Genomic DNA, 20,364 nt, shown 5'->3' with positions numbered 1-20,364 from the left:
CCATAATAGAAAACGAGCCACCAAAGTGGCTCGTTTTCTATTATTAGTTCAAATACTGCGTCAGTTCTATGCCTTGTATCCCCATGAAGTTACCGCCATCCGCATATTCCTTTATCAACACCAGCGCTCCTTTATCAGGCTTGGGCACGTTTATCAGCACGATGGTTGTTTTGGAATTGTCCAGATACATCTCCGACGGATTGGCTGCCTTCACCATCCTGAGCGTCAGCGAGGTGTAGGTAGCAGGGATAGTAAGGTCCACGAAAACATTTCCTTCTTCATTCAGCGGGTACACTTTTCTGATGGTGGGTTGCCCCCTTTTAGCGATATACACCTCCACCGCAATGTCTTTAGCAGGGACTTTACTGAATGGCCTTTCCGGGAAGTTAATAAGCATTCCCACATTTCCGGGTGCTGGCTTCGGAATTTCCGGCAGCTTGTCGATGAGGGAAGTACCGTCATAGTAGAACTTGACGGTATTGGAAAGCGCTGTCCCGTCAATTTTTTTCTCCAGCAACGGTACGCCCTTGCTGTCGAAAACGGAAAAGGTAGTGGGGCCGTTAGATACCTGCTTCGTACTCACCCGTCCCTGAAAATAATGAGCCGATCCATCTTCGGACGCTTCTATGATGCTGTTACCCAGCTTCAGCTGCAGGGAGTCCTGCGCGATGTAGCCGTTAATATGGATGTCAATAATTTTATGTTCCCGAAAAAACGCTTGTTGTGATTTGGTACAGGAAACCAGTGAAAGGGCCACCATAAAAGCGGCCAGTTGTTGTAATATCTTCATGTCAATATTTTTAGAATTTATAATTCAGATTCAGCGTAAACCGCCGTCCTGTATGCGATTTATAGGTTACCTGATCTCCTTTATCGTAGTTATCGGATTTGCCGGGTTGTAATACAATATGTTTATTGTAGAAGATGGGATTACCTAACCGCGGGTCCATTCTGTTATTTTCATTCTTTACCTCCGCATCATATCCGTAGCTGGCAGCGTTGTTGTAATACAGGATACTTTCATTGAAGAGATTGGAGATATTGAGCACCACTTCCAGATTTTTATTTTTCAGGCATTTGTAGCTCAGTTGCATGTCTACTTTCCCGTAAGGATTCTGCCATTCGGCATACTTCAACTCGGAACCCACCAGCATGTATTTCCTACCGGTTTTGTTGTACAGCATATTCACGCCCCAGCTGTCAGTAATATAAGCCAGGCCCACGTTGTAGCTGTAAGGTGACTGGCCGTACAAAGGCCGGTTGTCCCGGTATACAATCTCCCTGGAAACAGCTGCACCGTTGTTATCTTTCTCAAAGGGATTGCCATTTTCATCGATGGAGGTGCTGCCATAGGTATCCACCTTGCTGTTATTCAGTGAAAGATTACCGGAAAATTTGAGGTGGCGCAATGTTTCATGAATAAAACCGAAGTTTTTCTGCACATCGACTTCCACTCCGTAGACCTGTGCCCGCTTTGAATTTTTCAGGGTGAACTCACTCTTGTTGGTAGCAGAAAAGAAATTGTACATTTCAATAGGGTCTGCAATGTCCCGATAATACCCACCGGCGGAAAGCACATCGCCAGGCTCGGGATACCATTCTGCTTTGAAGTCATAACCATCGGTCACGGAAGACTTTACCGGTGCGTTCCAGATATAGGCAGAATACACAGGATCATAATAAGAGAAGCGGTTCCTTTCTGCAAACTGCGGCCGGGACACCGTTTTAGCGTAAGCCAGGCGGAAATTGACATCACTCCATGGGCTATACGTAAAGTTGACAGAAGGCAGATACTGCCATTTCTTTTCCTCCGGCAGCGGTGCCGTGGCCGGGCCGAAACGGCCATCATTGGGATTCTGCAACTCCTCGTACTTAAAATATTCTGCACGCACCCCCCATACCAGCCTGAACTGCCTCCAATGGTTGTCGAACATAGCAAAAGGCGCATGCTGGTACATATTGCCTTCATATTTGGAATTGCCGGCAACGGTAGGCAGCCAGGCAAATCCGTTTTCATGGAAGTTCTTAGGGTCTTGTAACTGGGCAGCGGAAAGATACCAGTACTCTCTGGACAGGTTATTGGGCAGATTGTACAGCCCTGCTTCAAAATAATCCTGGACCCCGTTTCTTTTGGCGCCGAAGTAGCCCACTTTAAAGAGCTGCTTCGTTGTACGCACATTAAACGGAAACGCTGTGGCCACGCTCCAGTTCAGGTCTCTGCCCTTGTAGGCGTAGTTTCCCCGGCCAAACGGAAATCTGTTGGCGCTATTGACCACGTTGGTGGCGGGAAAGTTAATCACCTCATCATTAATTTTCACATTGGAATACCCCAGATAGGTCACGTCTTTCTGATCTCTCCGGATCTCGGTATGGGCCAGGCTCCAGTCTACCTGCATGAATGACAGGTCATGCCGGCCTTCCAGTTTATGCTGCCTGAAATTGGTAAACAGCGGCCTGTTCACTTCTTCAATTGCCGGAATGTCTGTTTCGTAATTTGTCTGGTCTCTGCTCCAGCCTTTCACCTGCGTGAAATCCTGGTTGAAGATATGCGAGTAGATATTACGAAATGCCAGTTTGGTTTTACCTATCTGGAAACCCATGTTCAGCAAGCCTCCCCAGGTGGAATTAAAATTGTAGGTATTGCCGGTGTTCCCGTATTGGCGGTTCGGATGATCATCTGCCAGATTCAGTCCCAGCGCGCTTTGCCAGCCACCTCTCGTAATGAAATCGATTTGTTCTGTTTCCTGTGAGTTTCTGAAAGACACCGCGCCCACAATACCCAACTTATTTTTCTTTTCCTTGCCCAGCCGGAATACCTTACCGCCTGCCAGTTTCACATTCAAACCTAACGGCGTGGTACCGGAATAAGTGGTGAAGTTGTCGTTGGTAAATAATCTGGATTGCTCATACAGATTCGGATTCTTTAGTGCATTACCCTTGATTTCCTCCGCCAGCTCCACCAGGTTTTTCAGCTGACTGCTCTGCGGGAGAGCGCGGCGGCCGTCATCAAAACCGAGGTAATCATATTTCCCGGACTTACGTCCCAGCTGCTCTTTGAAGGTACTGAGGTCGTTGTAGGAAGTACCGAGGGAAACGGTGAAAAAGTTCTGATCAGGAATATCTTTGGTATTCACCTGCACATATCCGCCGGTGAAGTTAGCGTTCATATCCGGCGTAGGTGTTTTGCTCACTACGATATTATCTATCATACTGGCCGGTATCAGATCGAAGGAAAACGACTTACGGACCGGTTCTGTACTGGGCTGCGTGATGCCATCTATCGCGGTTTCATTCCACCGTTCCCCCATGCCACGTACCACCACGTATTTTTTATCGATGGTCGTTAATCCTGTCACACGGGCTAACGCGTCTGCCGCGTTGTTGTCCGGGCTGCGCGAGATCTGTTCGGCAGAGATGCCATCTGATAATTCCACCGCATTCTTCTGTTTTGTCAACAGCCCTGATACGCTGGCTTTTTTGTATCCGGAGGTGATCACCACCTGATCGAGCGTGTTGGTTTTGGCTTTCATGGCCACGGTAAGCGGGGTGTTGCTGTTTTCGTTGACCACTACGCCGGTGATACGTTGTGTCTGAAAGGAGATATAGCTGATCTCCAGGGTATAGTTGCCGGGTGCAACGGTCAGGGTGTAACTCCCGTCTGTTGAGGACTGTGTAGCCAGGTTGCCGCCTGCGATACGAATGGAAGCGCCGATAAGCGCCTCACCGCGGTCGCTGATGATTTTACCGGTGATGCGGCCGGGACGTTTATCCTGTTCCTTTTGTGGTACAGGGGCGCTTGCTGCCGGCTTTTCATCGATCATGATATGATCATTTCGGCGGGTGTAGCGCAGGTTAGTGTTTCTCAGCACCTGTTCAATCGCGTTTTTCACCGTGATGTTGTTGGCATTGACAGACACCTTTACGGCGGCATATTTGTTGATATCGTCGCCATAAACGAATTTAACGTTGCTTCTTTTTTGTATTTCAGCAAGGGCTTCTTTGATGCTGCGGTTGGACATTTGCAGACTGATCTGCTGATTATCGGATTGCTGGCTGCTGGCCGGCAGCGGCATCATCAGGATAAACAGGGCTATAGTGGTGATGGAAAGTTGCAGCTGCTTTCCCGTTCGGAGAGCAACGGCCAATAATCCTGATGAGGATGTGTTTTTTTGCATATTATTGTAACTGTTTTACTGATTGTTTTTTAATTGGTAAATGTTGCTGTAAAGCCGATCGGACTTCCACATCGTTGGGCTTTGACAGCTACTGGTGTCCTGCCTCCGGCGGGACACTTTCTTTTAGAGAGGTTAGGTAGCGTTACGGTCCATAGGCGTTGTTTTAGTGTTTATTTAATCATGCATGTTTTTCCATCGGCCGTCAGGCGGTAACTGAATTTCCCTACGAAGCCCAGCATGTCCAGCACGCCGGGGAGTGAATCGGTGGCGGAGAAAGTGCCACTCACCACATGTTTCGCGATAGCATTTTTTTCGAAGCGGAATGCCACGCCGTAGCGACGTTCCAATGCCTGTGCCACCTGTTCCATAGGCAGATCGGCAAACACCAGGTCGCCTGCTTTCCATTGTTCAATGCTGCTGATATCGGCCGCACTTTGTGTGACTTCCCCTGTTGCAGGTTGCCAGGTGATCTTACGGCCTGCCGTCAGCTGTGCCAGTTCAGTTGCTTTTTCTTTCCGGAGGGCACTGATGGCCACTTTACCGCTGGCCACGGCCACTTCCTGTGCCTGACCTTCATAAGCGGTTACCCGGAAAGCAGTGCCCAGCACCCGTGTCAGCAGGGTGCCTGACCGTATCGAGAAAGGATGGGCGTCATCACGTACCACATCAAAAAACGCTTCTCCGCTCAGTTCAATGTCCCTGCCTGTTTGCGGATAACTATCAGGGTATTTCATCCTGCTGCCGGCCGCGAGGTATACCACGGTGCTGTCGGGCAATACGTGGCGCTGCGGCACCCCCTTTGGGTTATCCATCTCTACATAGTGTACCGGCCGGCGGCTCTTACCGAATTTCCATACTGCGAGGCCGGACAGCATGATCAGGCCGGTCCAGATAGCCGCATAACGGAGCACTTTACGCCAGCTGACAACGGGCTTCTTTTCTGTCACCTTACCAGCTTCATAAGCGGTAATCCGTTGCTGCATCTCCTGCTGCTTTTGACGCCACAGCGGCTGCATGGCGGCGTTTTCTTCCGGTGGGTTGTCCCAGACCATCATTTCCCGCCGACGCATGAGTTCATCCAGCAATGCCCGGCCTTCATCGGTATCCAGCAATAGCCTGGCCTGCCGGAGCTCTTCATTGGTGCAACGGCCTTCCAGGAATTTTTGAAGTAAGTAGCTGTCAGCTTTTCCCATTTTTTGTATTTATATAACAGGAAGATGATAACCCAACCGGCTATACGATCTTCTCTATTTACGATGACGCCTAAACGAATCCGGCACCACCTATGCGGGAAATATTTTTTTCAGGAATTATTTTTATCCGGGTTAAAGGCGCTGTAATCCTTTAGTATCAACCACTCGGAAAAATGGCGCAATCGCCCCCCTGATTGTCGTACTGCCCCCTGCGGAGTTTTGTTCCGTCGGCTTACATTTGAAAAACAAAATCTTTTGATCATGCGAAAACTAATGATGAAAATGTCTATGTCCGTCGACGGCTTTGTCGCCTCCGGCAATGGCCGGCTCGACTGGCTCTTCAAATCCGCAGATGAAACATCAACGGCCTGGGTGATCGCGCTTTGTGAATCAGCAGGACTGCATATCATGGGCAGTAAAAGCTTTCATGATATGGCGTCTTACTGGCCCACTTCGCCCCTGCCTATCGCCAAACCGATGAACGAGATCCCCAAAGCCTTCTTTACCCAAAAAGGAACTACAGGTTTTGATCCGGCGCGTACCACCAGGGCTGTAGAGAGTGCCAGGCAATATGATGTAGCCAGCGGAATTGTACCAGCTGTTGAACAGTCGCCTGCTGCGGTATCCTGGGCCGAAGCGCGTGTATGTAGCGGGGACCTGGCGGAAAATATCAAAGCGCTCAAAGCAGAACCGGGGAACCCGATCTTAGCGCATGGAGGGGCAGGATTTATGCGGAGCCTGATTGAAACAGGCCTTATCGACGAATACCATTTAGTTACACATCCAATAGCATTGGGCACCGGGCTGCCGATATTCAATGGCCTGTCGAAAGAGCTTGACCTAAAGCTGGTGGATGTGAAAGTTTTCCCGGGAGGAGTGATAGCACATACTTATCATCCGGCGTAAGCTTTTACACTTCCGGGTTACCAAAGCGAGGCAGGAAAATCACTGAGTAGTAACAGCGGGATAACAGCGGAAGGAACGTTTTCTTTCAGTCTTTTCCGCAAACGGCTCAAAGCCGCCACCATATAGTTTTCCACCGTATTGACGGAGAGGTTCATCCGTCGGGCTATTTCGGGGTAGGTAAGATGCTCTTCCCGGCTAAGCATAAACACCTGGCGGCGTTGCGGACTCAATTCGTTGAGTACAGTGCGGTAGGTACGTTCGGCTTCATCTGCCAGCAGGCGGTAATCAGAGGTCCGCTCCACCGGCACTTCTTCCGCTATCGTATCAAGACCGGCCATCACCGGAATGTTACGGCGCATTTCACTGATGACACGGTTACGGACAGAACGGAACAGGTACCCTGAAAAGCTGCTGCTGATATGGATTTCATGACGTTTTACCCACAGATGGAATAACAAATCCATGCACAGCTCTTCTGCTCTCATGGCATCGTCAATATAACGGCCGGCAAGACGGTACATGCGGGGATAATATCTGCTAAACAATTCATTGTACGCCTGCATGTCGTCCTGCTGACAACATTGCCACAACTCACTATCAGAAGCCTGTCTGTGATCCATCGGAAATATAAATTACCGATGCAAAAATCATAGTTTCAATATTACCAAAGTATTAAGTTTTTCTATCGGCTCATTTTCACTCACCATTGGTGGCTGTTCTCATGGCCCTGAAACCCTCTTTCTCAACGGGTATCAGCGTAGGGGTGAAAAACTGAGGCCTGAACACGATCTGTTTCGTTTCCTTATTGACGATCCACTGCCAGCGCCTCGTCAGTAAAAAATCTAATCGTTGTTTGGTGGTGAGGCCGGGCAGTGTATAGTAATCGGTATGCTCCCCTTCCTTACCGGAGTTCTGGCGATAAGTACCGGTGATAGACACTTTATGTTTCCGCTCAAAATCTTTTATCATGGCAGCGTTTTCCGCGGTCCTTTTCCATTGCGGATCTGGCGGGCAACAAGCGGACCCGTAACTTTCTGTCCGGTATACCACCAGCGTATCCGAAGGTGCATGGGGCGTGATATATTTCAGTGCCGGCTGCTCTCCCTGCACACGGACACTATCTACTATAACGGCGGTATCATTTCTGCGGATATGATAATAAATGTTGGTGGTAGCAGGTTCTGCACACATATTCCTGCTGGAGGCGCCTTCCGCTACCTGGTGGTAAAATTCCCAGTCCGGTACAATCAGCGTAAACTCCCTGATACCCGGATAAAAAGTACTGGTCGCTGTAAACATCGTTACCGGGATGTGTGCGCCCAGGTAAAAGGTATAATTGGAATCCGCAGCCTCCACCAGCGGAAGGTCCACCAGATAATTGCCCGCTGCTTCCGCAACATATTTATCCTCGATCAGGACTACATGATCATATGATTTTTTCAGCCAGCTGCTGTCTGCCGGCGCCTGTGGTTTTGCTTGTCCCATACAGCCTGTACTTAACAGTATAAAGCATAATTGTTTCATCATCATGGCGATTCATTTTTTAAAATCCTACATCGACCGGATGATCAATGGCCTTTGCGTGCTGATGCTAGTGTTTAAAGCCGTTTCAAATACGGTGATCAACTGCTTACCATCACTGGTCACAAAGTAATTGGCCAGACTGGTAATGGTAGGCGCGATATCCGTTCCCCATGGCGGTTGTTTCGAAAGATCTTCAATATCCCATATCAGCTGGTCTGTAGACAACGCGGCCAATTCCTTTTTAATGACCGCCAGCTCCTGCAAAGCAGCTTCACATTGTGTATGGGATATTCCATCAATAAACAATTCATTCATCAGTACCGGAAATCTGCTGCCCCAGTCACTGCCCTCCAACCGATAAACGATCGTTGAGAAAAATGAGTGCAAAAAATCTCCTGTACCGATCACATAGAAAATGGGCGCTGTAAATAATCCTACTGCCATAAAAAAATATTTGCTTCGTTTACCTGCTGGTGTTTCTTGTTTCGAATTTCCCCCTTCTACCGCTCTCCTCAAACATACGATGCGATTCCACCTGCTTTTTCCACAATCATACAGTAGATTTTTTTTTAAACCAGGAAATAGTCAAAAATATAGCCGGTGGCAAATACTCATCTTATCATGTGTAAATCCGTGCTTTCAAAAATGAGAAAAGAAGCTGAAAAGCGGCAGCTGTTTTTAATATCCGCAGGAAATGGGGCATCATTCGCGGGCATCTTGTCAACATACGGTTTCCCCATGTGCCCTGCGCCTCCCCTTGTCCGTTAGTTACCCCCAAACCGTCCAATCAGACAAACGTACGCTACCGTCAGACTTTTTTTAACGCAAATTATTTGGATAATGTCCCGAGGTAATTTATCTTAGCAACTAATATATTTATCCAATAAGATAAAAAAAATGGACCAGGACCTCATTAAACAGATCAGAAAACTGACCCAGGCATATGCATACACCTCTCTCCAGATGCATGAAGCCGTTGCCCGCAAAGCCGGCCTTTCCGGCACGGACCATAAATACCTCGGCTTTCTGCTGGAACGGGGCGAGATGACAGCCGGCGAGCTGGCTGCTTTAACCGGCCTGACAACCGGCGCCATCACGGGTTTGATAGACCGTTTTGAAAAGAAAAATCTGGTAAAGCGAAAATTCGCGGAAGGCGACAGAAGGAAGGTGCTCATTGAGCCCAACACCAAACTCATCATGGCGTTGTTTGAGCCACTGTATAAAGATTTCCGGAGTAAATCAGAGAAACTGACGGCCTCTTTCACCGAAAAGGAAGCCAAAGTGATCGAACGCTATTTCTCCCAGGCCATTGAAATCATGCAGGAAACCACTACTAAACTCAACAATCAATAATATATGTGTGCTTACATACTTGATTTTCCCGAAATCGATAAGACGATGGTGTCCCGGGTGGGTGGCAAAGGCGCCAATCTCGGGGAGCTATGCCGTATAGCGGGCGTACAGGTACCGCCGGGCTTCTGTGTCACAACAGCTGCTTATAATACCGCCACCGGCAACCACGCCACGCTGCATGCCCTGCTGGACCAGCTGTCGCTGCTGCAGGCAGATGACCGGAAAAACATCAGCGATGTCTGCGCGCAAATCCGCGCCACCATCGAAAGCATACCTGTTCCGGAAGATATCGCCACGGCTGTTTCGCAGCAGCTGCTCCTGCTGGGGGAAAACAAAGCCTACGCCGTACGCTCCAGCGCCACAGCGGAAGATCTGCCTACCGCCTCCTTTGCAGGTCAGCAGGACACCTACCTGAACATCACCGGTACAGCCGCCATCCTGCAACATATCCGCCAATGCTGGGCATCGTTGTATACCGACAGGGCCGCTACCTATCGTTTGCAACAAGGAGTGGAACATCACAAGGTGAGTTTGTCGGTAGTGGTGCAACAAATGATTTTCCCGGAAGTATCGGGTATTATGTTCACCGCAGATCCGGTCACTTCCAACAGAAAAGTACTCTCTGTCGATGCCAGCTTCGGCCTTGGCGAAGCCCTGGTATCCGGGCTGGTGAATGCAGATAATTTTAAAGTCCGCGACGGGCAGGTCATCGACCGGAAAATATCCAACAAGCACCTCACCATCGTGGCAGCGGAAAACGGCGGTACACACACCCAGCCTATCGGACCGGCACAACAGGACCAGCCCTCACTGACCGATCAACAAGTCGTAGCCCTCAGTCACCTCGGAAGAAAAATTGAAGCCCACTTCGGCAGTCCACAGGACATAGAATGGTGCCTCGCCGGCGATACATTTTATATCGTACAGAGCAGACCTATCACCACCTTATATCCGGTGCCCGAAGCACCGGACCAGGAAAATCACGTATATGCGTCTGTTGCCCATAACCAGATGATGACCGACGCCATGAAACCGCTGGGCCTCTCGTTTTTCCTGATGGTAACCAAGGCACAGATGTACCCCGCCGGCGGCAGACTGTTTGTCGACATCTCCCGCTTTCTGGCAACACCATCCGGCCAAAAAACCATCCTGAACACACTCGGTAAATCTGATCCACTGACCAGAGATGCGCTCACCACCATCATGGAGCGGGATTTCATCCAACCATTGCCAGAGGAAACAAAGGAACAGCCAGCCGGCAGCCATCTTCCAACGAATGAAGGCAAACCGCCAGTGGAAAACGATCCCGCCATCCCCGCTGAACTCATCAGGAATAGTCAGGCTTCCATTGAACTGCTAAAACAAAACATTCAAACCAAATCCGGATTGGCGCTAATGGATTTTATTCCGGAAGATATACAGCAATCCCGAAAGGTATTGTTTGAACCACGAAGCCTGCAGATCATCGTGGCAGCCGTAGATGCCCTATCATGGCTTAACGACAATATTGAAAAATGGCTAGGCGAAAAGGGCGTAGCGGGCACCCTTTCTCAGTCCGTCCCCAACAACGTCACCTCCGAAATGGGGCTGGAGCTGCTGGACGTGGCAGATGTGATCCGCCCCTATCCGGAAGTGGTCGCCTTCCTGCAACAGACCACCAACGATCATTTCCTCGAAGAACTCCCTGCTTTGAAAGGCGGAACTGCTGCGCAGGAAGCCATTGCGGCCTATCTCCGCAAATATGGTATGCGCTGCGTCGGAGAAATAGATATCACCAAAACACGCTGGAGCGAGAAGCCGCTCAGCCTCGTTCCGCTTATTCTCAGTAATATCCGCAACTTTGAACCGGGCGCGGGTACCCGGAAGTTTGAACAAGGGAAACAGGAAGCTTTACAAAAAGAAAAGGAGCTCCTGCAACGGTTAAAGGCACTGCCCGACGGAGAACAGCTGGCCGCCGAAACGCAACAAAAGATCAGCATGATGCGGAATTTCCTGGGTTACCGCGAGTATCCCAAATACGCGCTGGTGAGCTGTTACCTGATCTATAAACAGGCATTGCTGAAAGAAGCGGAACAACTGGTACAGGCCAACGTTATTCAGGAAAAAGAAGATATCTATTATCTTACTTTCCAGGAACTCCGTGAAGTGATAGGCAGCCGGCAGCTGGATAACGGCATGATCCATCAACGGAAGGAAGAATTTAAACGGTTCGAAAAGCTGACGCCTCCGCGGATGATGACGTCTGAAGGCGAAATCATCAACGGCCGTTACAAACGAGATCACCTCCCGACGGGCGCTATCGTCGGGATGCCCGTTTCCGCCGGTATTATTGAAGGACGCGCCCGCGTAATACTGAACATGGCCGATGCCAATCTGGAAGAAGGCGACATCCTGGTCACCGCCTACACCGATCCCAGCTGGACACCGTTGTTCGTATCCATCAAAGGACTGGTGACAGAAGTAGGTGGCCTGATGACGCATGGCGCCGTGATCGCCCGGGAATATGGCCTTCCTGCTGTAGTAGCCATGGAACATGCTACACAGCTTATCAAAGACGGCCAACGGATACGGGTGAACGGAACCGATGGATATGTGGAGATATTATGATCCCATAAACCCAGGGCTAAAGCCCTGGGCTACAACGTGTTTCAGACCATCTTTGTGCTTAAACTCATGAAGGAAGGTTAACTCTCCCTTTGCCTGGGGCTTGAGAACACAGCTATATCAATAGCTTTACTGCTATCAATGCCTCTTGTGTGAATCTAACTCATAAATAACCTGAAACACATCGTAGCCCAGGGTTTTAACCCCGGGGGCCGGAAAACGAATAACAACAACGCCTCCGGCATCAATTAAAAATCATGCTTAGCAGAACTGACCTTTCCTGCGGGCTTCATCATCGCAATTGATGAAGGTGTGATAGGAAATACGTCCGTTTAACTGATCTTTCTGATCTGTCAGCGCAACGATAGTGGATTTGTTGATCATCAGTTTTTTGGTCAATGAGGGTTTTTTCGTTTTCATTTTCATAACATTTAATAGTAAATCCTCCCTGTCTTTAGTCAAAATGACACGGCCATGGGCGGGTTGTTCAGCACCATAAACGTTTGAAACGATGTGTTAATGATACCTTCGATGCTGCGCGCTTTCGTGGACTAACACGCTAAAACAGCCTGAAAAACATCGTAGCCCAAGGCTTTAGCCCTGGGAAAAATGCGGTTATTAACACATCATTTTTCAAAATATGTTAGATATGCCTGTGGGAAAACGTGGTTACCACTCCGGGAGAAGAATAGCGTTAGCAGGCGATAGTGACGTTCGGGTATAACTAATAACAACAAACATAAGACACGGGTTAATCTGATCAATGTTCCATTTATCTAAAATACAAAAAATTATCAAACAAATCAACTTGTCAAATTTACTTTCCGATATGCTGTTTCCTTATTATTATCTTTTCCTGTCCTGATATAAAATCTGAATTTATTTTTATAATGTTGCGTACCACACAAATCACATGACCCGGTACGAGCCACCCACTGATGCTGACCTGATAATGTCCTTGCGAGAGGGCAACAGCAGCGCTTTTACCGAAATCTACCACCGTTACTGGAAACGATTGCTGGCCATCGCTTACCTGCACAGCCGGGATAAAATCATTGCGGAAGAAATTGTACAGGAAGTATTTATCAGTCTGTGGAACAGAAGAAATGAACTGTATATCGATAACGTAAACGCCTACCTGGCCACCGCTGTAAAATTATCCGTTTTCAAACAACAGGTGCGGCAAAAACGAAGGGATGAAATCAGAGAACAGGTGGCCGTTCCGGATACCGCTTCCTTCGACGAAGAACAGATCTACACCCGGTTTCTCCAACAACAGATCAACGGCGTGGTAGAAGTGCTGCCGGAAAAATGCCGCCTCGTATTTAAACTCAGCAGAGAAGAAGGGCTGACCATTCCCGAAGTAGCCCACCGGATGGGCATTGCAGAGAAAACAGCGGAAGCACACCTTACCAAAGCCCTGAAAGTACTCAAACTCAGGCTGAACCGCCCCTATATCTGGGCGCAGCTCCTCCTCAAAGCCTTCCTGCCGTAAATCCTAATTTTTTTTGCCTCCACTAAGGGTAGCGGCCCCCCTTATGGTACATACCTTTGTAACCATCCACCCATGTTATGAACAACAACGTTTCTGCCTGCCGCAGGAAAGTGCCGTGTATCTATGCAAATAAGTCTGGTGGAGGAGACCAGCCTGTCACATGAAAGAACACCGGCCACCATCCGATGCTGATATGATGATGTCCCTGCGCGGGGACAACGGCCGCGCCTTTGCCGACATTTACAACCGCTACTGGAAGACATTGCTCGCCATTGCCTTCCATCATTGCAAAGACAAGGTTATTGCAGAAGAAATTGTACAGGAGGTATTTATCAGTCTCTGGAACAGGCGTAAAGATCAACATATTGACAGCCTGGAAGCCTACCTGGCCACTGCCGTCAGGCTATCCGTCTTTAAACACATATTGCGGCAAAAGCGAAGAACACAGATTATGGAGCAGACGGCCGCCCCGGCAGCGTCTTCTCAGGAAGAAGAAAAAATTTATACCAGACTGCTGCAACAACAAATTAATGGTATCGTAGAAACGCTGCCCACACAATGCCGGCTTGTGTTCCGGCTCAGCAGAACGGAAGGACTGAGCATCCCGGAGATAGCGCACCAGATGGGCATCGCCGGCAAAACGGCAGAAGCTCATCTCACCAAAGCCTTAAAAGTACTGAAGCTCAAACTGAATCGTCACTGCCTGTGGATACCACTGCTCCTCCCGCTGTTTATTTCCTAAAAAAATATTTCTCCACTAAGGGTAAAACAATATTTATGGTACATCTCTGTATAACGATAAACCTTATACGTTGAAGGACAACATACATCAACTCATTGAAAAATACCTGGACGGCAGCATTACGCCGGCAGAAGAGGCCATACTCATGGCCTGGTACCAGGAGCACAATCAAACGGATATCGAATGGCTGTCGGAAAATGAGGATGAAGAAGAACAGGTACGTCAGCGCATGCTTACGCGCCTGAGCCGGCAAATCAACATACCGGAAGTGCCACCAGCCCGTAACAGGCGATGGATGTACCTGTCGGCCGCCGCCTCGGTGCTGCTGCTCCTTGGCTTCGCCGGATACTATTACTTTATGCAGTTAGGTCCACCAGCACAACCGGCCAATGCGGCATTGGCACTTACAGACATCCGTCCCGGCGGTAACAAGGCGATACTAACCCTGGACAACGGCGATAAACTAGTACTGGAAGAAGCGAAAAGCGGCGTCATCTCCCACCAGGGCAACACCTCCGTTAATAAAACCGATAGCGGCCAACTCTCCTATCAGGTAACAGACAACGGCGCTTCCGCAGTTGTTTACAACACGCTTACCACCCCCTATGGCGGCCAGTACCAGATCACTTTGCAGGACGGCACCAAAGTATGGCTCAACGCCGGCTCCTCCCTGCGTTTCCCCGTCTCTTTCTCTGGCAATGAAAGAAACGTGGCGCTCACCGGTGAAGCTTATTTCGAGGTGGCCAAAGATAAATCCAGACCTTTCCTCGTAACGACCAGCACCGGTTCCGCCACTCCGATGACAGTAAGGGTATTGGGCACACATTTTAATATCAACGCTTACCCTGACGAGCAACAAAATACCGTGACACTACTGGAAGGCGCGGTGAAAGTAGATTACGGCCCGTCCAACGCCCTACTGGCGCCCGGCAGGGAAGTTACCTTAAACAAAACCACCGGTAAACTGCTCACCGCCGGCGCCGATACAGAATCTGCCACGGCCTGGAAAAACGGGTACTTCATCTTCGACAATGAAAAAATAGAAAGCATCATGCGACAGATCAGTCGCTGGTACGATGTGGAAATCAGCTACCAGGGCGATGTTTCCCGGAAAGCGATTGGTGGCAGTTTGTCCCGTTCAAAAAATGTTTCTGAAGTATTAAATATGCTGGAATTAACCGGTACTGTTCACTTTAAAACCAATGGAAGGAGGATCACCGTTATGCCATAAAACACCTGCATTACACAGGCAGCTATAAAAAAACCGGGAGTGTTCCCGCACCCCCGGCCGGTTTGAGCTTACCTGTGAAAAACAAGTTATTCGCTATTGCCGTCACAGTTTTTACTAAACCCAAACATCCAAATGTAATGAAATTTTACATACCTGTCGTGTGCCCTGACAGAGCCGGTATCACGTACAAAAAAATCCTGTTGATAATGAAACTGACCATCGTTTTAATGATCGCAGCGTTAATGGAAGTCAGCGCCACCAGCTATGCCCAGAAGGTGACGTTATCCGCCAAACAGATCACGCTCCGCGATGTATTCCGTCAGATTCGCAAGCAAACCACCTACAACGTACTGTGGAACGTTGAAATCCTGAATGACGCTCAACTGGTAGCAATACAAGCCTCCAATGCCAGCGTAGAAGAGGTATTGAAACAATGCTTCGTTAATCAGCCCTTTACCTGGACCATTCATCAGAACACGATTGTCATCACACGAAAAGAAACAACCGCCGTTGCCATTACCATCAAAGGTCGCGTGACAGATGTGGACAACCATCCCTTGCCCGGCGTCGCCGTCAGGCTTAAAGGCACGCAAACCGGTACCACCACCATGGCTGATGGTTCTTATACAGTCGCTGTGCCTGATGCAGGCGGGGTGTTATTATTCAACTACATGGGCTATACTCCCAAAGAAGTGGCTATCAATGGGCAGACTATTATCAATGTGCAACTGGAACAAACCTCCTCACAGCTAAACGAGGTAGTGGTAGCTTACGGTAAACAAAGTACCCGCGAAATAGTAGGGTCTGTAGCCAAACTGTCGGCCGTCGATATCAAAGACCAGCCCACCGGCACTTTCGCGGAAAGATTACAGGGCAAACTGCCTGGCGCACAGGTAGCGCAAACCACCGGCCGGCCGGGACAGGGAATGGACCTTCGTATCCGCGGCGCCGCCTCCCTCACTTCCAACGTACGTCCGCTGGTAGTAGTGGATGGCCAGCCGATGCTGGGCGATCCTGACAATATCAATAATATCAACCCGGATGAAATCGAATCTTTCACCGTATTGAAAGACGCCTCCTCTACGGCGTTGTATGGCTCCCGTGCGGCCAACGGCGTGATCATGATCACCACCAAAAGAGGCAAGGCCGGCGCCACACAAATCAATTTTAATTCCTACTACGGCACCGCCTCTCTGATGCGCGAACTGATACCACCTGTCATGAATGCCACCCAGCTGGCCACCTACATGAAAGGTTTTTATGAAGATAAAATCAAGTACGAAGGCTATACCGGCGGTATCCCCGCGGTATATCAAAATCCGGAACAGTATGGCGAAGGTACCGACTGGTTCAGCGTGCTCACCAGAAATGCACCGGTACAAAACTACAGCCTGTCTGTCAGCGCCGGCAACGACAAAGCCGCTGTCAGCGTAGTAGGTGGCTATTTTAATCAGCAGGGCATTTTGCTCAACACCGGCTACAGGCGTTTCTCCCTGCGCGTGAATGGCGATTTCAACCCGGGAAAAAGGGTCAAAATCGGCGTGGGCGTAGCACCCTCGGTGCAACTGGAACATAACAACCGACAAGGCAACGGCTTCAACATCGACGGGCAACGGGCCATTTTTGCATCGGCCTCCATGATGCCCACCATGGGTTCTCCCTATAACCCCGATGGCTCACTGGCGCTGGGCATCTCCGGCTTTACCAACCAGTTTGTATGGGCCAACCCGCTGCGGCAACTCCTGGAAGTGAAAGACGATGCAAACCGCTTACGTTTACTTGCCAACATCTTCACGGAAGTAAAACTCACAGATAACCTCACCTTCCGCACCTCCGGCAGCACCGATATCGCCAGCATGACCCGCAACAGGTTCATCCCCTCCACTTCTATGGGCGGCTTCAACGCGCTACCGATTGAAAATGCGCCGCCGGGCAACAACTCCGCACTGGGCGAAACCGCTGTTCAAAACGACTATTCCTGGCTAAACGAAAACACGCTGAACTATCAACAACAGTTTGGCAAAGACCACTCCCTGAACCTGCTGGGCGGTTTCACCGTACAACGGTCCACCAGATTTCTCAGCGATGTAGTGGGCCGCGACTATCCGGACAACAGCATACCTTACCTGAGCGCCGCTACCCGCTTCACCACCAACACGTCCGGCGCCGCCGCCTGGACGATGATGTCCTGGCTCGGCCGCCTGAACTATAGCTACAAAGACCGCTACATGCTACAGGCCACCTTCAGAAGAGACGGCTCCTCCCGCTTCGGCGACCAGAACAAATGGGGCACTTTCCCTTCCGTAGGCGCAGGCTGGATAGTCAGTGATGAACCATTCATGAAAAACTTACCTCAGCTGAGCCTCCTGAAAGTAAGGGCCACCTTCGGTTTGACAGGCATGAATGAAATCGATAACTATACGACTGCTGCCCGTATCGATAACGCTAATTATACCTTTTCCGGGAACCTCGCTCCGGGAAAAGTGCAAAGCAGCCTGGGTAACCAAAACCTCTCCTGGGAACGTAACCGCCAGTTCGATGCCGGCATCGATATCGGATTACTGGATGGTAGAATCAATTTGTCTTACGACTATTACAATAAGCTGACAGCAGGGCTGTTGTTCACCCTGCCGGTTCCGCAATCATCCGGATTTTCCACGGTGCAGGACAACCTCGGCGATATCAGTCAATGGGGACATGAGATCATCGTCAGCACGAAAAACCTCGTGGGTAAATTTAAATGGAACACCGACTTCAATATCTCTTTCAACAGAAATATGGTTAAACGGATCGGCCTGAACAACATTTCTTTCGCGGATAAACCTACGACCACGTTGTCAGAGTTTACCGACTATCGCACACTGGTAGGCAAACCTGTGGGACAGTTCTACGGTTACATCTTTGACGGCATCTTTAAAAATCAGGCAGAAGCCGACGCCGGACCTAAATATTACGGAACAGGCACCACCACGCTCTCTCAGGCTGGTACCGTGCGGTTCAAAGACTTAAACGGTGATGGTAAAATCACTTTCCCGGAAGACCAGACCGTGATTGGTGATCCTAATCCCCAATTCATTTTTGGCTTGACCAACTCGTTCCAGTACCAGCACTTCGATATGAGTATTGCCATCTCCGGTACCTACGGCAACAAGTTGAAAAACGGTATGCAGGAAAGCACCTACAACCTGGACGGAGTGTTCAATGGTCCACCGGAACTGCTCGACCGCTGGCGCTCTGAAGACAATCCCGGAAACGGCCGTGTGGCACGCACTTTAGCCAACACCACCGCCGCCTATCGTACCGATAACACCCTGTTTATCCACGATGCGTCGCATCTCACCATCAACAATATCTCGCTGGGATATACGCTGACAAAATTCAGGACACCTGTTATCAAAAGCTTAAGGGTATACGCCTCCGCACAAAACGTGTACATCTTCACCAGCTATCCCGGCAATCCGGAAGTAAGCGCCGGTGGACTGGCATTTGTAACACAACAGGGGCAGGACCTCGGGGCTTACCCACTGCAACGGACCTTCACCTTCGGTTTCAACCTTGGCCTTTAAAAATCAGTACAACATGAAAAAGATCTCCTGTTATATATTCATCTCGCTAAGCCTGGCAGCCACCTCCTGTAAAAAGTTCCTTACCGAAAATGATCCCACCAGGACTACGCTGGGAAGTTATTTCAAAAATCAGAATGATTTTGATCTCGCTGTCAACGGTGCCTATAACCAGCTGCGTGGTCTTTATAACAATAAGAGCGCGTGGGTAATGGGTGAAATGCGATCAGACAATACCCATTACGATTACAAATCCTCCGATCAGGCAGTGGCCACCGTGAACCGCTACAATGTCGCTGATTTTCTGGATGATAAATACAACAACCAGACGCCGGGGAAATGGAATGCGGGCTTCAACGCTATCTCTGCGGTGAATGTGATCATGGACCATATCGATGATATTCAGTTGTCCGAAACGGCCCGCAATGCTATCATCGGGCAGGTGAAGTTTATCCGCGCACTCGCCTATTTTGATCTGGTACGTTTTTACGGCGGGCTGCCTATTTACAAGCGAGCACCGCTCAGCCGTGAAGAGACCTACATTCCGCGTGCTTCCGTACAGGAAGTATATGACCTGATCGTTGCCGATGCCACCGATGCTGCCGCGAAACTTCCGGCTACCACGTTTCCGCAGACCGGTCGCGCTACCAAAGGCGCAGCCCTCACCTTACTGGGGGACGTGTACCTGAACATGAAAAAGTACGATCAGGCAGAAGCTGCGTTGAAACAAGTCACCGCCATGGGGTATTCCCTGTTTCAGAATTACGGTGATGCGTTTCAGTTAGCCAACAAAAACGGTAAGGAATCCATCTTCGAGATACAGTTCAACACCGGTCTGGCTGTGCCACAGGCCAATACCGATGCTTCTGTGTATAATTTCCTGCCGCGCATGGCCAATACCACCGTGGTGACCGGCGTCAACTACAACAGCATCACCAATACCGGCGGCTTCAATACGCCCACGCAGGACCTGATCAGCGCTTTTGAAACAGGCGACCAGCGCCTCGATGCTTCCATCGCCATCGCAGAAGGTAACTTCAACGCCACCGATGATTTCACAGCCACCGCTGTCAAATCGTCCGTCAACTATACGCCACCTGCCGGCAAAACAGGACGTCCTTTTCCGAAAAAATTCCTGCATGCACATACCATCGGCAACCAAACCAACGACAACTGGCCCGTTTACCGTTATGCAGAAACCTTACTGCTCCTGGCCGAAAGCCTGAACCAGCAAGGCAAATCCGGCGAAGCGCTGACATACCTGAATATGGTCAGACAACGCGCCTTCGGCGATGCCCTGCACAATATCACCACCACAGACCAGACCGCCTTACAGGCTGTTCTGCTGAAAGAAAGAAGAGTGGAGCTGGCCTTTGAAAACAAACGCTGGCTCGATCTGGTGCGTACCGGTAATGCCATCACCGTTATGAATGCCTTTGGCGCGAAACAAAAAGTGCTTTACAGCTATCTGCAACCGGGTAGTTACAACGTCGTACAAATGCGGCTGTTGTTTCCCATACCTAATGCAGAAATGCTGCTGAATGATAAACTCACACAAAACCCTGGTTACTAACTAAA

15 protein-coding genes are annotated in these 20,364 nt (G+C 49.6%); 8 read left to right on the top strand and 7 right to left on the bottom strand.

The window, feature by feature from the left end; all coding sequences use genetic code 11:
- Window positions 1–43 precede the first annotated feature (43 nt).
- From ICL55_RS27950 to ICL55_RS27940, 3 genes are all read right to left on the bottom strand, one after another.
- Entirely contained in the window at window positions 44–790 is a 747-nt protein-coding gene (locus ICL55_RS27950; protein WP_188103844.1) for a hypothetical protein, read from the bottom strand.
- A 10-nt stretch (window positions 791–800) separates the two neighbouring features.
- Window positions 801–4,175, bottom strand: coding sequence for a TonB-dependent receptor (locus tag ICL55_RS27945; protein WP_188103842.1), 3,375 nt, complete (start codon window positions 4,173–4,175; stop codon window positions 801–803).
- 170 nt (window positions 4,176–4,345) lie between these two features.
- Complete coding sequence (locus tag ICL55_RS27940) at window positions 4,346–5,368, bottom strand: FecR family protein (RefSeq protein ID WP_188103839.1); 1,023 nt, start codon at window positions 5,366–5,368, stop codon at window positions 4,346–4,348.
- A 261-nt stretch (window positions 5,369–5,629) separates the two neighbouring features.
- On the opposite strand from ICL55_RS27940, the gene ICL55_RS27935 reads away from it, so the two are divergent.
- Complete coding sequence (locus ICL55_RS27935; protein WP_188103837.1) at window positions 5,630–6,274, top strand: dihydrofolate reductase family protein; 645 nt, start codon at window positions 5,630–5,632, stop codon at window positions 6,272–6,274.
- A 17-nt stretch (window positions 6,275–6,291) separates the two neighbouring features.
- Here ICL55_RS27935 and ICL55_RS27930 read toward each other — a convergent pair whose 3' ends face one another.
- From ICL55_RS27930 to ICL55_RS27920, 3 genes are all read right to left on the bottom strand, one after another.
- The gene (locus ICL55_RS27930) at window positions 6,292–6,894 is read right to left on the bottom strand and encodes an RNA polymerase sigma-70 factor (protein WP_188103834.1); all 603 of its coding nucleotides are present in this window, start codon (window positions 6,892–6,894) and stop codon (window positions 6,292–6,294) included.
- 76 nt (window positions 6,895–6,970) lie between these two features.
- Entirely contained in the window at window positions 6,971–7,759 is a 789-nt protein-coding gene (locus ICL55_RS27925) for a hypothetical protein (protein ID WP_188103831.1), read from the bottom strand.
- Between the two features lie 66 nt (window positions 7,760–7,825).
- Window positions 7,826–8,242, bottom strand: a complete 417-nt coding sequence (locus tag ICL55_RS27920; protein WP_188103829.1) for an immunity 70 family protein — start codon at window positions 8,240–8,242, stop codon at window positions 7,826–7,828.
- Between the two features lie 453 nt (window positions 8,243–8,695).
- Between ICL55_RS27920 and ICL55_RS27915 the strand changes: the two genes are divergently transcribed.
- Together ICL55_RS27915 and ppsA are read left to right on the top strand one after the other, a co-directional pair.
- Window positions 8,696–9,151: a MarR family winged helix-turn-helix transcriptional regulator gene (locus ICL55_RS27915; RefSeq protein ID WP_188103826.1), complete on the top strand. Its 456-nt coding sequence runs from the start codon at window positions 8,696–8,698 to the stop codon at window positions 9,149–9,151.
- A gap of 3 nt (window positions 9,152–9,154) precedes the next feature.
- The gene (gene ppsA / locus ICL55_RS27910; RefSeq protein ID WP_188103823.1) at window positions 9,155–11,758 is read left to right on the top strand and encodes a phosphoenolpyruvate synthase; all 2,604 of its coding nucleotides are present in this window, start codon (window positions 9,155–9,157) and stop codon (window positions 11,756–11,758) included.
- A gap of 258 nt (window positions 11,759–12,016) precedes the next feature.
- Here ppsA and ICL55_RS27905 read toward each other — a convergent pair whose 3' ends face one another.
- Entirely contained in the window at window positions 12,017–12,175 is a 159-nt protein-coding gene (locus ICL55_RS27905; RefSeq protein WP_188103821.1) for a class I lanthipeptide, read from the bottom strand.
- A gap of 493 nt (window positions 12,176–12,668) precedes the next feature.
- Between ICL55_RS27905 and ICL55_RS27900 the strand changes: the two genes are divergently transcribed.
- The 5 genes from ICL55_RS27900 to ICL55_RS27880 all read left to right on the top strand — a co-directional run bounded on the left by ICL55_RS27900 (window position 12,669) and on the right by ICL55_RS27880 (window position 20,359).
- Window positions 12,669–13,250 carry an RNA polymerase sigma-70 factor gene (locus tag ICL55_RS27900; protein ID WP_188103819.1) on the top strand — a complete coding sequence of 194 codons (582 nt, stop codon included), beginning with the start codon at window positions 12,669–12,671 and terminating at the stop codon, window positions 13,248–13,250.
- Between the two features lie 160 nt (window positions 13,251–13,410).
- Window positions 13,411–13,992 (top strand): RNA polymerase sigma-70 factor, encoded by a 582-nt coding sequence (locus ICL55_RS27895; protein ID WP_188103818.1) that lies wholly within the window; start codon window positions 13,411–13,413, stop codon window positions 13,990–13,992.
- A gap of 70 nt (window positions 13,993–14,062) precedes the next feature.
- Window positions 14,063–15,223, top strand: a complete 1,161-nt coding sequence (locus ICL55_RS27890; protein ID WP_188103816.1) for a FecR domain-containing protein — start codon at window positions 14,063–14,065, stop codon at window positions 15,221–15,223.
- Between the two features lie 206 nt (window positions 15,224–15,429).
- A complete protein-coding gene (locus ICL55_RS27885; RefSeq protein WP_188103814.1) occupies window positions 15,430–18,789 on the top strand; it encodes a TonB-dependent receptor in 3,360 nt (1,119 codons plus the stop codon).
- A gap of 13 nt (window positions 18,790–18,802) precedes the next feature.
- Window positions 18,803–20,359: a RagB/SusD family nutrient uptake outer membrane protein gene (locus ICL55_RS27880; RefSeq protein WP_188103812.1), complete on the top strand. Its 1,557-nt coding sequence runs from the start codon at window positions 18,803–18,805 to the stop codon at window positions 20,357–20,359.
- Window positions 20,360–20,364 lie beyond the last annotated feature (5 nt).

The organism is Chitinophaga varians (genome assembly GCF_014529945.1).
Classification (GTDB): Bacteria; Bacteroidota; Bacteroidia; order Chitinophagales; family Chitinophagaceae; genus Chitinophaga; species Chitinophaga varians.
The sequence above is the reverse complement of the archived record's forward strand: the minus strand, read 5'-3'. Positions and strand labels throughout refer to the sequence as shown.